This window comes from Plantactinospora sp. CA-294935, assembly GCF_050936445.1.
Taxonomy (GTDB): domain Bacteria; phylum Actinomycetota; class Actinomycetes; order Mycobacteriales; family Micromonosporaceae; genus Plantactinospora.
This window is the reverse complement of sequence record NZ_JBNJMU010000001.1, coordinates 5,794,639-5,809,662: the sequence shown is the minus strand read 5'-3', so window position 1 is coordinate 5,809,662 and position 15,024 is coordinate 5,794,639. Positions and strand designations below refer to the sequence as shown.

The following is a 15,024-nucleotide window of genomic DNA, read 5'->3' as shown; positions in this document are numbered from 1 at the left end:
ACCCGACGCCATTACCCAAGTGCCGTCAGACACCTCGCGCCGTCAAGCGCGGGGTGCGAATGTACGAGGACGGGGGATGCAGCCGTGACCGCACGCTCAACCTCAGGCCCGCGGACCGTCACCGAGCTGCTCCGGCAACGCGCCGAGCAGGATCCCGACCGGCTCGCGTTCCGGTTCCTCGAATATGCGGGGTCCGCCCAGCCCGTCGTGTCCGAGTTGACCTACGGCCGGCTCGAAGCTCGGGCCAGAGATGTCGCTGCCATGCTCAGCCAGGTGGCCAAGCCCGGCGACCGGGTGCTCATGCTGTGCCCGCCGGGCCTGGACTACATCACCTATTTCTTCGCCAGCCTGCACGCCGGACTCGTGGCGGTACCCGCATACCCACCAGCCGCGTCGGGCCGCTACGACCGCATCGAGGCGATTGCGCGCGACTGCGACGCCGCCGTCGTACTGTCGGACCAGGCGGAGTCGAATCAGGTGCCGGCCGACCTGACCGAGCAGTCCGGGTCATCGCTGTGGCACGCGCGCTGGCTGTCCGTCCGGCAGGAGGTCGCCGAGGGCTCCGGACTGGACTGGAGTCCGCCCGGCACGGCCGGCGACGCACTGGCGTTCCTCCAGTACACCTCGGGCTCGACCGGTTCGCCCAAGGGTGTGATGGTCTCCCACGCCAACCTGCTCGCGCATGCCCGGTCGGCGCAGAGTTGTTACTCCTTCGACCCCGAGGTGCGGGGCGTCAACTGGCTCCCGCTCTACCACGACATGGGTTTGGTCTCCGGCCTGATCTACCCGTTGTACTCGAATTTCCCGTCGACGCACCTGGCGTCCGCGGCCTTCGTCCGCTCGCCGGTGCGCTGGTTGGAGGCCATCACGCGGTACGGCGGGGTGGTCAGTTTCGCCCCGAACTTCGCGTACCAGATGTGCGTCGACCGGATCGACGAACAGGCCAGACAGCATCTCGACCTGTCCACCTGGACCCGGGCGATCAACGGCGCCGAGCCGGTCCGGGTGACCACGCTCGAAGCCTTCACGCGCGCCTTCACCGGCTGCGGATTCCGCAGGTCGAGCTTTGTTCCCGCCTACGGCCTGGCGGAGAACACCCTGACGGTGTCGGCCAGCGCGATCGGCGCCGGTCCGGTCGTGCGTTACGTCTCACGGCCCGGGATGGAAGCGGGCCGGCTGTTGCCGCCGACCGACCTGGCGCAGGCACAGCCATTGGTCAGCTCGGGGCGTCCGATGCCCGGCGTCGTGGTGGAGATCGTCGATCCATCGACCGGCGGTCGTACCGGTGCCGACCGGGTCGGCGAGATCTGGCTCGGCGGCCAGAGCGTGGCCGGCGGATACCTCGACAACCCCGAGGCCACCGAGCGGACGTTCCACAACACCATCGGCACCGGTAAGGAGCGATATCTGCGCACCGGCGACCTCGGGGCGATGATCGACGGCGAGTTGTACATCGCGGGCCGGGTGGACGACATGATGATCTTCCGGGGACGCAACGTCTACCCGCAGGACGTCGAGGCCACGAGCCTGGACAGCGATCCGGCGCTCGGTTCGACGCGCTGCGCCGCGTTCGCCGTCCCGGCGGAGGGCGAGCCCTCACTCGTGATCGTCCAGGAGCTGCCGCGACGCCGGACCGGGCCCGCCGACCGCGCCCGGATGGCCGCGACCATCCGCCGTCGGATCGTCGAAGAACATCAGTTGGCCGCCGACACGATCGTGCTGGTCCGGCCGGGCGCCCTGCCGACGACGTCGAGCGGCAAGATCCAGCGCAAGGCCGCTCGGGCCAGATACCTCGAAGGCGGCTATCCGCCGCCGGTACCCATCGGCGCCGACGACGCCGGTGACGACGCTGCACCGCGCACGGCGGAGCAGACTCCGGCTCCGCCGCCGGAGCAGGCCGCCGTCTCCTACGCCGCTTCGCCGACCCGCACGCCGGCGGAGATCGAGAACCAGCTACGACTGCTGATAGCGGAGTCGGCACGCTGCGCCGTACGGGACGTTTCGCCGAGGGAGTCGTTCAGCTACTTCAACCTGGACTCGGTGCGGGCGGTCAGCGTCGCGGAGCGGCTGTCGAGGTGGCTCGGCCGCGACGTATCCACCACCCTCGCCTGGGAGCATCCGACCATCGCCGCCGCCGCCCGCGCACTGGCGCTCCCGGCGGACGGATCAGACCGCAACGGGTCGACGCCTGCGGTGTCCGAGCCGATTGCGGTGGTGGGTATCGGATGCCGGTTCCCCGGCGCGGAAGGCCCCGAACAGTTCTGGGAACTACTCACCGAGGCACGCACCGCCATCACCCCCATCCCCGCCGACCGCTGGAACAACGACCGCTACTACCACCCCGACCCCGACACCCCCGGACACACCTACGCCCGCCACGGCGGCTTCCTCCACGACGTACGCGGCTTCGACCCCACCGTCTTCGGCATCACCCCCCGGGAAGCCGCCGCCATCGACCCCCAACACCGCATCATCCTGGAAACCGCCTGGCACGCCCTCGAACACGCCCACATCCCACCCGACAGCCTGCACGGCACCAACACCGCCGTCTACATCGGAATGCGGGCCGGCGAGTACGAGCGGCTGGCCACGCCGGCCCCTGATTCGATCGACGAATACACGGCGATCGGGGCGTCGGCGAACTTCGCGGCGAACCGGCTCTCGTACGCTCTCGGCCTGCAAGGCCCCAGCCTCGTCGTCGACACCGCCTGCTCCGCCAGCCTGGTCGCCGTCCACCTGGCCTGCCAAGCCCTCCGCACCGGCGAAACCGACACCGCCCTGGCCGGCGGCGTCAACCTCATCCTCTCCCCCGATGCCATGATCGCCCTCAGCAAAGGCCGCATGCTCTCCCCCACCGGCCGATGCCACACCTTCGACCACAACGCCGACGGCTACGTCCGCGGCGAAGGCTGCGGAATCGTCGTCCTGCGCTCCCTGAGCACGGCCTTGGCCCGCCGGGACCGCATCCTGGCCGTCATCCGCGGCAGCGCGGTGAATCAGGACGGAAGAAGCAACGGCCTGACGGCGCCGAGCGGCGAGGCGCAGGAACGTGTCGTACTACGCGCCCTGGCGGACGCGGGGATCGAGCCGCAGCACATCGACTACGTCGAAACCCACGGCACCGGCACCACCCTCGGCGACCCCATCGAAATCCGCGCCCTCACCCACACCCTCACCACCAACCGACCCCACCACCACCCACTCCACCTCGGCTCCGTCAAAACCAACATCGGCCACCTCGAAGCCGCCGCCGGCATCGCCGGACTCATCAAAACCATCCTCACCCTCCACCACCGCACCATCCCACCCCACCCCACCACCATCACCCCCAACCCACACATCCCCTGGAACCCCCACCTACACATCCCCACCACCCCAACCCCCCTCACCACACCCACCCCCACCGCCGCCACCAGCAGCTTCGGCTTCGGCGGCACCAACGCCCACATCATCCTCCAACACCACCCCACCCCAACCACCACCACAAACACCAGCGACACCACCACCAACGACACCAACGACACCAACCAACCCCACACCATCACCCTCTCCGCCACCACACCCACCACCCTCCACAAAACCGCCACCCAACTCCTCCACCACCTCCAACACCACCCCACCCCCCTCCCCCACCTCGCCTACACCACCACCCACACCCGCACCCACCACCCCCACCGCGCCACCATCACCACCACCAACCACACCCACCTCACCCAAGCCCTCACCGCACTCACCACCAACACACCCCACCCCCACCTCACCCAACACCACACCCCACCCACCACCACCCCACACACCACCTTCCTCGTGCCGGGTCACGGCACCGCAGTCCACGGCGCCCTGGCCGGGCTCTACCGAAACGACCCGCACATCACCGCCGCGCTGGACTCGCTCGCGGAGGTACTCGGCCCGGCCGGCACGGCGCCGATCAGCGTCCTGCTCGACTCCGGGTCGCCAGGGCGCGAGGACCCGCGCCACATCCAGCCCGCGCTCTATGCGCTCGCGCTGACCCTGGCCTCGTGGTGGCGGGCGCACGGGATCGTGCCGCAGACCGTCCTCGGACACAGCGCGGGCGCCTACGCGGCAGCCACACTCGCCGGAATCCTCTCGCCGCAGGACGGCGCCCGCCTCAGTGCGCTGCGCGGCGGACTCATCGCGGACCTGCCCGGAGACGGCGCGATGCTCGCGGTGTTCTGCGAACCGGAACGCCTGGCCGGGTTGGCGCCCGTCGTCTCGGGCGCGGTGGACATCGCCCTCTACAACGGCCCACGCGAGACGGTCATCGCCGGACCGTCCAGCGCCGTCGACGAGTTCGCGGCGCTGGCCGCGGACGAGGGCCTGCGCACGGTCCGCCTCCGCGTCCCGGTCGCCTTCCACACGGCGCAGGTGGAGCCGATGCTCGGTGCGCTGGGCGACGCATTCGCCCAGACCACCCTGCGACCGGCCACCGTACCGTTCGTGTCGGACACCACGGGGCTGCTCGCCGGGCCGGAAGCGGCCACCGCGCGGTACTGGGTCCGGCACAGTCGCGAGCCCGTCCACTTCAACGAGGCTCTGCACACCGCCCTGAACCAGGGGACGACGATCCTGATCGAACTCGGGCCGGGCGGCCTGCTCGGCTCGGCGGCCTCGGTCGCGGCCGCGGCCGGCGCCGAATGGACCTGCGTGCCGACGCTCTCCCGCGCGGCCGAACCGGCCACGCAGCTGACCGAGGCGCTCGCGCGGACCTGGGTCGCCGGCGGGCCGGTCGACTGGTCGCCGCGGACCACCCGGCCGGCCGTGCTGCCGGACCTGCCGCGGTACCCCTTCGAACGCCGCGAGTACTGGATCCCGACGGCGCATCCACACCGCGAGAGGTCCCGCACGGTCGACGTGCCCGCGACGGCCGACGCGGCGAGCGACTCGACCGAAGTGGCCGTCGGTGGAGGCGGCGACGCAGGTGTGCTCGACGTGCTTCCGCTCCTCCGCGGCCTTCGTTCCGACGGAGCCTCCGGCGGCATTGCGGGAGACCGCGCGGCGGACGCGCCCCCGCCCGATACCCGGCCCGTTCCCGTCGCGGTGCCGGACGTCGATCCGGCCCGGGCGGGCGAGCTGATCCACCGGCTGCAGGCCGAACTCTCGGCCGTGCTCGGACTACGCCGCCCCGAGGAACTCGGCCCCGACACCGGGCTTTTCGACCTCGGGCTCACCTCGGCGATGATCGTGCAGGTACGCGCACGGCTGGAAGGCGAATTCGGCCTGAAGCTGCCGGTGACCCTGGTTTTCGACCACCCCACGATCCGGAGGCTGGCCGGATACCTGGCCGGGATCGAGCCGTCCCGGGTCAGCGCTCCGGCACCCGCACCCGCGCGGCACCCGGCCACCACACCCGCACCAGGCGAACGGCGAGCCGTCGGCGCCGAACCCCTCGCGATCGTCGGCATGGCGTGCCGGCTGCCCGGCGGTGCCGTCGATCCCGACTCATTCTGGCGGCTCCTGCGCGAGGGGCGCGACGCGACCCGCGACGTACCCGGCGACCGCTGGGAGCCGCCGGCGCCGTACGGGTCGGGCGCCTCGCCCGGATGGCGCGGCGGGTTCCTGGCGGACCCGGTCGACGGATTCGATGCCGCCGCCTTCGGGATCTCACCCCGCGAGGCGCGCAGCATGGACCCGCAGCAGCGCCTGCTCCTCGAAGTCGCCTGGGAGGCGCTCGAAGACGCCGGCATCACCGCGCGGACGCTGGACAGCTCGGCGACCGCCGTATACGTCGGCATCAACACGTTGGACTACCTGCACCTGCTCGCCGCGCACCCGGCCGCCGCGGACGACCCGTACCTGGCCACCGGCAACACCTTCAGCGTCGCGGCCGGACGCCTGTCCCACCTGCTGGGCACGCACGGCCCGAGCCTGGCCGTGGACACGGCGTGCTCCTCCTCGCTCGTCGCCGTACACCTGGCCACCCGCAGCCTGCGCTCGGGCGAGGCGGACCTGGCGATCGTCGCCGGAGTGAACCTCATGCTCTCCCCGCTGACCACGGCGAGCCTGGCCAGGATGGGCGCGCTGGCACCGGACGGACGGTGCAAGACCTTCAGCGCCCGGGCCGACGGGTACGGCCGCGGCGAGGGCTGCGGCGTCGTCGTCCTCAAGCGGCTCGCCGACGCGCAGTCCGCCGGAGACCGCATCTGGGCGCTGGTCCGGGGCTCCGCGGTCAACCAGGACGGCCGCAGCGCCGGGCTGACGGTACCGAACGGGCGGGCGCAGGTGGCGGTGCTGCGCGAAGCGCTGCGCGACGCCGGGGTACGGCGCGAGGAGGTGAGCTACGTCGAGGCCCACGGCACCGGGACGCCGCTCGGTGACCCGCTGGAGGTCAGCGCCCTGGTGGACGCGTTGCGGCCGGAACGGGAGCGCGGTGCGGCGCTCCACGTCGGTTCGGTCAAGACCAACATCGGGCACCTGGAGGCGGCAGCCGGTATCAGTGGTCTGATCAAGGTGGCGCTCGCCCTGCACCATCGCCAGATTCCCGCCCAGCTCCACTTCGACGAGCCGAGCCCGCACATACCGTGGGACGAGATCCCCGTCCAGATCCCCCGGCGGACGGTCGAATGGGCGGACTGGCACGGCTCGCGGATCGCCGGAGTCAGCTCCTTCGGCTTCAGCGGCACCAACGCGCACGTCCTGCTGGAGCAGGCCCCCGAGCAGGTGCCGGATCCTGTGCCGTCCCCGTCGCGCCCCGAGCGACCGGGTACCCAGTTGCTCCTGCTCTCCGCGCACTCGCCCGAAGCGCTCGACGCCACTGCCGAGGCGTACCGGCGGATGCTCGACCAGACGCGGCACGGTGGGCCCGCCCTCGCCGATGTGGCCCGCACCGCCGCGCTGCACCGGACCCACCTGCCCCACCGGCTGTCCGTGGTCGCCGATTCCGCACAGCAGGCCGGGGAACTGCTGGCCGGGTCGGTGGCCGGACGGCGCGCTGCCGACGCCGGCGGGCGGGACGATCCGCACCTCGTCCGCCGCGGCCTCGCCCGCCAGGACGGCCGGACCAGGCTGATCGCCGTCTACACCGGCCAGGGGTCCCAGTGGCCCGGCATGGGACGCGCCCTGGTCCGCCACCCTGCCGCCGACGAGGTCGTCGAGCGCTGCGACGCGGTGGTGCACCGGCTTGCCGGCTGGTCGCTGCGTGACGAGCTGTCCGCCGGGCGCGAGCGGTCGCGGCTGGACGACACGGCTGTCGCCCAGCCCGCGGTCTTCGCCGTCCAGGCGGCGCTCACCCAACTGTGGCGCGCCTGGGGGGTGCGGCCCGACGCGGTCATCGGGCACAGCGTCGGCGAAGTCGCCGCCGCCTACGCGGCCGGATACCTCGCGCTGGAAGAAGCGTGCGAGATCGCGGTGCGGCGCGGGGAGGCGATGGCCGCGACCCGGGGTCGCGGGATGATGGCCGTCGTCGGGCTCGACCGCCAGGAGACCGCCGAGCTGATCGCGCGGTGCGGCGCGGCCGTGTCGGTCGCCGCGGTGAACAGCCCGCGCAACACCGTCGTCGCGGGTGACCGTCCGGCCGTACTGGACCTGGGGCGCGAAGCCCGCTCCCGCGGCGTTTTCTGGTCAGTCGTGCAGGAGCAGTACGCATTCCACACGCTGGCGATGGCGGACTGCGCGCGGGCGCTGCGGGCCGATCTGGCGGATCTCACTCCCGCGCCGCCGACGCTGACCGTGTACTCGACGGTGACCGGCGGACCCGCGGAGCCCGGCTTCGCCGCTGCCGGGTACTGGGCGCGCAACGTCACCGAACCGGTGCTCTTCGAGGACGCGCTGCGCCGTGCTGCCGGCGCGGGGCACAACGCCGTACTGGAGATCGGTCCGCATCCGGCCCTGGCAACCCCGATCCTGCAGTGCCTTGACGGCCACGGGGCGGCAGTCCTCGCGGTCGAGTCCATGCGCGCGCAGCGGGACGGCCTCGCGTCGATGCTCGCCGCCGCGGGCACGCTGCACGTCAACGGTTACCCGCTGGACCACGCGGCCGTGCAGCCGGCCGGCGGCCGGCGGGTCCGGCTGCCGAGCTATCCCTGGCAGCGGGAGCGGTTCTGGATTCCCGACCGGCCGGCCCGGGCCCTGGTGGCGCGCGGCGAGGACCGGGCGGTCCCGGCACCGGACGAGCGCGGGAGCGGCATCCGGGACGACGTCGACGCGTCCATGTACGAAGTCGTGTGGCAGCCGGACCGCGCGGACCGTGCCACGGCGAACGGCGGCGCCGGTTCCGGAGGCGGTGGTCACTGGGTGCTGACCGGCGGCGCCGGGAACGGCGTGGCGGACCGGCTGTCCGCACTCCTCGAGGCGGCGGGCTACACCTGCCTGCGGATCCCGCCACGGATGCTCGACCCGGACGACGGGTTCCGCGCTCTGGCGGAGGCGGTCCGCGGCGCCGGCGCCACATTGCGCGGCGTCGTCCACCTCGCGGCACTCGACGCCGACCCGGCGCTGCGCACACCCGGACCGGAGTGGGACGAGGCGCTCGCCGCCTCGTGCGGCCCGCTGTTGACCGCGCCGCGATCCCTGTCGGCGCCCGGCATCGCGGCCGGAGCGCGCCTGTGGGTGGTCACCCGGGGCGCCGTCCCGGCCGGCGACGCGGCGTGCGTACCGGTGCTGGCGCCCGCCTGGGGCCTCGGGCGCGCCGTATCGATGGAACAGCCGGGCATCTGGGGTGGCCAGATCGACCTCGATCCGCAGGACCGGGACCCCGACGCCGAAGCCGCGACGATTGCCCGGGAGATCCTGCACCCGGACGCGGAGGACCAGGTGGCATACCGCACCGGACAGCGCATGGTTCCCCGGCTGGTACGGGCTGGAGCCGGCTGCGGTCCGGGCGACGCCGCGCCCGAGCCACTCGCGCTCGATCCGACGGCCGCCTACCTCGTCACCGGTGGCCGCGGGGCGCTGGGCCTGCTTCTCGCGCAATGGTTGTACCGGCGCGGGGCGCGGCACCTGATCCTGTTGGGACGTACCCCGCTGGCCCGGGGCGGCTCGGACAACGGGCATGCCGGCCCGGGCTCGGACAACGGGCATGCCGGCCCGGGCTCGGACAACGGGCATGCCGGCCCGGGTTCGGACAACGGGCATGCCGGCCCGGGTGACGCCGAAGGCCGGGTGCTCGCCGCGATCGAACGGCTGCGGCGCGACGGCGCCACCGTGTACACCCCGGACGGTGACGTCAGCGACCCCGAGGCGATGCACACGGTCTTCGACCCGCGCGGCGGGCCGTGGCCGGCCGTACGCGGTGTGATCCATGCCGCGGGCCTGTTCGAACTCCGGCCGCTGGCGGACATCGACTGGGCCGGGTTCCGGGCGGTGCTACGGCCGAAGGTCGAGGGTTCGCTCATCCTCGCCGCCGCCGCCGAGGGCACCGCGCTCGACTTCTTCGTCTCCTGCGGCTCCGCGTGGTCCGTGTTCGGGGCCGCGCTCGCCGGGCACCTCGTCGCCGCGTGCCACTTCCAGGACGTCTTCGCGCACGACCGCGCGCGGCGCGGCCTTCCGGCGCTGACCGTGGACTGGGGCTGGTGGGCCGACGGCTCGCTCGCCGAGGAGCACGGGGAATCCTTCCGGGCGACCGGAACCGCGCCGGTGAGCCGGGAGCTCGGCTTCGCCGCACTGGACCGGCTCACGGCCCCGGCTACCGGCCCGGCCCGGATCCAGGCCGCGGTAGCGCCGTTGGACTGGGACAGGCTGCTCGCGACGCTCGAGGCGAAGCGCCGGCGGCCGATGTTCGAGGCGATGCGGCCGGCGCACGGGGCGAGCACCGCGCGCGATGAGGAGCTGGCCAGCCGGCTGCGCGAGGCCGGAAACCCGGCGGCCCGGATCCGGGTGCTGGAGGACGCCGTACAGGTCGAGCTCGCGGTGGTCCTCGGCCGTCCGGCCGGTTCCCGGATGGATCGCGAACTCGGCTTCTTCGACGCCGGGATGGACTCGATCACCAGCGTCGAGCTACGCGACCGGCTCGCCCGGCGGCTGGGCGCCGAGGTGCCCGCCACCGCGGCCTTCGAAAACCCGACCGTCGCTGCGCTGGCCAGGTTTCTGCTGTCCGAGCTCGTCGGCGAGTCGGCGGAGCCGGCCGAGCTGGTGAAGCCGGCCGGGCAGGCACCGGGCGACGCGGTCGGGCGGGATGTCGGCCTGACCGGGCTCGAAGCGGAGCTGGCCCATCTGGCCGAGGACGACCTGCTGGAGCTCCTGAAGCAGGAGTTGGAAACGGGAGGCACCGCATGACGACCGATGACGGGACCGCGACGCCCGCGGAGCGGGACAGCCGCTTACAGCGCGAGGAACTGCTCCGGCGCGCCCTGCTCGAGGTGAAGGCGGCACGGGCCGAGGCCGCCGCGCTGCGGGCAGCCCGCCGCGAGCCGATTGCGGTGGTGGGTATCGGATGCCGGTTCCCCGGCGCGGAAGGCCCCGAACAGTTCTGGGAACTACTCACCGAGGCACGCACCGCCATCACCCCCATCCCCGCCGACCGCTGGAACAACGACCGCTACTACCACCCCGACCCCGACACCCCCGGACACACCTACGCCCGCCACGGCGGCTTCCTCCACGACGTACGCGGCTTCGACCCCACCGTCTTCGGCATCACCCCCCGGGAAGCCGCCGCCATCGACCCCCAACACCGCATCATCCTGGAAACCGCCTGGCACGCCCTCGAACACGCCCACATCCCACCCGACAGCCTGCACGGCACCAACACCGCCGTCTACATCGGAATGCGCGGAAGCGACTACGAACGGATGGGTGCCCGCGACATCACCGCCATCGACGGATACCTGGCCGTCGGCAGTGCGTGGAACTTCGCGGCGAACCGGCTCTCGTACGCTCTCGGCCTGCAAGGCCCCAGCCTCGTCGTCGACACCGCCTGCTCCGCCAGCCTGGTCGCCGTCCACCTGGCCTGCCAAGCCCTCCGCACCGGCGAAACCGACACCGCCCTGGCCGGCGGCGTCAACCTCATCCTCTCCCCCGATGCCATGATCGCCCTCAGCAAAGGCCGCATGCTCTCCCCCACCGGCCGATGCCACACCTTCGACCACAACGCCGACGGCTACGTCCGCGGCGAAGGCTGCGGAATCGTCGTCCTCAAGCGACTGTCCGACGCGCAGGAGGCCGGAGACCACATCTGGGCGCTGATCCGCAGCTCAGCGGTCAACCAGGACGGCGCGAGCGCGGGAATCACGGTGCCCCGTGGACCCGCGCAGGAGGAGGTGATCCGCAAGGCACTCGCCGACGCGGGGATCGAGCCGCAGCACATCGACTACGTCGAAACCCACGGCACCGGCACCACCCTCGGCGACCCCATCGAAATCCGCGCCCTCACCCACACCCTCACCACCAACCGACCCCACCACCACCCACTCCACCTCGGCTCCGTCAAAACCAACATCGGCCACCTCGAAGCCGCCGCCGGCATCGCCGGACTCATCAAAACCATCCTCACCCTCCACCACCGCACCATCCCACCCCACCCCACCACCATCACCCCCAACCCACACATCCCCTGGAACCCCCACCTACACATCCCCACCACCCCAACCCCCCTCACCACACCCACCCCCACCGCCGCCACCAGCAGCTTCGGCTTCGGCGGCACCAACGCCCACATCATCCTCCAACACCACCCCACCCCAACCACCACCACCACCAACACCAACACCAACACCAACACCAACACCAACACCAACACCAACACCAACGACACCACCAACACCAACCAACCCCACACCATCACCCTCTCCGCCACCACACCCACCACCCTCCACAAAACCGCCACCCAACTCCTCCACCACCTCCAACACCACCCCACCCCCCTCCCCCACCTCGCCTACACCACCACCCACACCCGCACCCACCACCCCCACCGCGCCACCATCACCACCACCAACCACACCCACCTCACCCAAGCCCTCACCGCACTCACCACCAACACACCCCACCCCCACCTCACCCAACACCACACCCCACCCACCACCACCCCACACACCACCTTCCTCGTGCCCGCCGCAACGCAGGACCCCGACTCCCTGATCGCCTGGTGGCGGGAACGCGGGGTAGTCGCGGACACCGTGCTCACCGAGGACGATCCCGAGGAGTTCCGCACCGCCGTCAAAGCGGCCGCGACCGCCGGCGCCGAGATCTTCGTCGAGCTGGGCCCGCGCGGTCTTGAGCACCTCGTCCGGCAGTGTCCCGGTGGGGAAGCAGCCCTCTACCTCCCGACCTACGCCCCCGACGATCCCGACCCGGAACACCGGCACCTCATGCAGCAGTCCCTCGGGATGCTGTGGACGCGTGGAGCCGTGATCGACTGGTCCGCGGTCTGCCAGCGCCCGGAGAAGATCCCGGATCTTCCGCGCTACCCGTTCGACCACCGCGACTACTGGGTTCCGTCGCTGCGGCACGAAATGGCCCTCGTACCGGCCGACGAGGGCGTCGCACTGCGGCCGCGCTTCACCGAATCGGCGGCCGGACAGCTCATCGCGGAAACGGAGCTGTCGCTGGCGGAGCTGCCGCTGCTCGACGAGCACCGCGTGCACGGCCGGATCGTGGTCCCCGCCATCGTCTTCCTGGAGCTGATGCACCGCTGCGCAGACCGCGCCCTCGATGGACCGTTCGCCCTGCGGAACCTGGCGCTGACCCGGCCGCTGATCCTCGCGGACGACGCCGCGCGCACGGTGCAGGCCATCCTGGATCCGGACAGCGACGGTCACGCCCGCATCCGCGTCTTCGCACGCGATCCGCACAGCGGCTGGCAGCAACTACTCGAAGCCGACGTCGTCGCGGCCGACTCCGGGAACGCCGACGAGCTGGAACCGGAGGAGTTCGAGCGGGCCCGCGGCCGGTGCCTCGACGAACTCGACCACGAAGAGTTCTACCGACGGGCCTGGCATCCCTCCTTCGCCCTGGGCGCGAGCTTCCGGCTGGTGCAGTCGGCGCTGCGTGGCCGGGCGGCCGCGGTCGGGCTCGTCGCGGCGCCGGACCCGGAGTGTGCCGCGCTGACCGCCGGGGTACGGTCCGACCTGCTCCTGATGGACACCTGCGTGCAACTGATCGCGGTCGCCGCCGGCCCTGGCGCCGGAGCCGAACGGCCGGTGTACGTGGGCACCGGCTTCGAGGGCATGACGGTCGAGCGAAGCTTTACCGACGGCGAAATACGCTGCACCGCAGTCCTGCGCGACGACCCCGCTCGCGGCCGGGACGACGGCGTGGTCGGCGACGTGTCGATCACCGACGAGGACGGGGTGCTCTTCGCGCTCATCAGCGGCGTGTCCTTCCGTCCACTCACCGCGGAGACCGTCGAGCGGCTGACCGCCGCGCCGGCGCCCGTCGGCTCCCCGAACCAGGCCCCGGGGCGTGCGAAGGTGGCCCGGCCCGACCCGGCGCGGCTGCGCCAGGCGAGCCCGCAACAGGCGCGACAACGCCTGGAGCAGTACCTCGTCGCGCTGCTCGGCTCGATCGAAGGCTGCGAGGCGGAGGAGATCGACCCTGCCGAGCCGGTGATCACCCGGGCCGACTCGCTGATGCTCGCCGAGTTCGTGACCGCGGTCGACCACGACCTCAGCGTGCGGCTGTCGATGCACGTCCTCTTCGACGCCGCCTCGCCGGCCTCGCTCGCCACGACGATCGCCGACGAGATCCGCACCGCTGCCTCCGAAACCGCCAAGCCCGCCATCGTGCCGGACGCGTCGGCGCCGACCGTCGACCCCGTGGTCGCCACGCAGCCCAGTCCGCTGTCGATCCTGAAGACGGGCAAGCTCACCCGGATGGGCGTGGACGAGATGGCCGCGCGTGCCGCGCTACCGCCATCGATCGCCGCCACCGAGCCGGCGTCGCATCCCGACAGCGCACCGCGTGGCACCCTGCTGACCGGTGCGACCGGCTTCGTCGGCGCCTTCCTGCTGGCCGAACTGCTCGAACGGCGCGCCGGCGACGTCTACTGCCTGGCCCGGGCCAGCAGCCCGCGGCGGGCGCTGGAGCGGATCCTGACCAACCTCGACACCTACGGCATCGACGTCGCCCGGCACCGGTCCCGGATCGTCGCGCTGCCCGGTGACCTGACCGAGCCGGGCTTCGGCTTGGCGGACGAGGCGCTCGCCGACCTGCACGCGCGGTGCGGGGACATCGTGCACTGCGGCGCCCAGGTCAAGTGGACCTATCCGTACAGAGCGCTGGAACGGGCGAACGTGTACGGCACCCGCGAGGTGCTGCGCCTCGCCACTATGGGCGGCCCGGTTCGCCCCGTGCACTTCATTTCCACCGTCGGGGTGTTCTCCTCGGTCGAATACGAGCCGGACGCCGTCTACGAGTCGCAACTGCCGATCGAGAGCGGACCGCTGGCGGTCGGGTACGCGCAGTCGAAATGGGTCGCCGAACAGATGATCCGTACCGCGCACGAGCGGGGCGTGCCCACCACGATCCACCGGATCAACACTGGAGGGGACAGCCGCACCGGTGCGTTCAACCGGCTCGACCACCTCAGCATGATGCTCAAGGGCTGTATCGAGGCCGGGGTGGGGCCGCAGGAGGTCAACGTCCATCTCCAGCCGGCGCCGATCGATTATGTCGCGGCGGCCGTGGTGGAGATCGCCCGCCGCCCGGAACTGAGCGGCGGAACCTTCCACCTGGTCAACGACACCGAGCTGACCTGGCCGCAACTGTTCGACATGGTGCGCGAGTTCGGCTACCCGATCGACCTGACCACCTTCGACGACTGGCGCGACCGGATCACGGGCTCGCGTTCCGGGACGATGGCGCTACTCGGCCTGGTGCCCTTCCTGGTGGACACCATCGACGACGCGCGGGTACCGCGCTTCGACTCGGCACGGACCCGCCACGCCCTGACCGGTACCGGACTGGTCTGCCCGCCGCTGACCACCGGGCTCGTGCACACCTATCTGCGAAGGTTCATCTCCGCCCGGTTCGTCGCCGCCCCGAAGGGAGCAGTCCGTGCAGTCCGTAGCGAATGAGCCGATCATCTATGACCCGGCCGATCCCGAGCACCGCGTCCTGCCCTGGCCGATG

Annotated in this window: 2 protein-coding genes; both read left to right on the top strand. The window is 71.9% G+C overall.

Annotated elements, in window-relative coordinates; translation table 11 throughout:
- The first annotated feature begins 84 nt into the window (after positions 1–84).
- A complete protein-coding gene (locus ACQEVC_RS25845; RefSeq protein ID WP_432882171.1) occupies positions 85–10,230 on the top strand; it encodes a beta-ketoacyl synthase N-terminal-like domain-containing protein in 10,146 nt (3,381 codons plus the stop codon).
- Positions 10,227–14,969, top strand: a complete 4,743-nt coding sequence (locus ACQEVC_RS25840; protein ID WP_432882169.1) for a thioester reductase domain-containing protein — start codon at positions 10,227–10,229, stop codon at positions 14,967–14,969. The genes ACQEVC_RS25845 and ACQEVC_RS25840 overlap by 4 nt, the downstream gene beginning before the upstream one ends.
- Positions 14,970–15,024 lie beyond the last annotated feature (55 nt).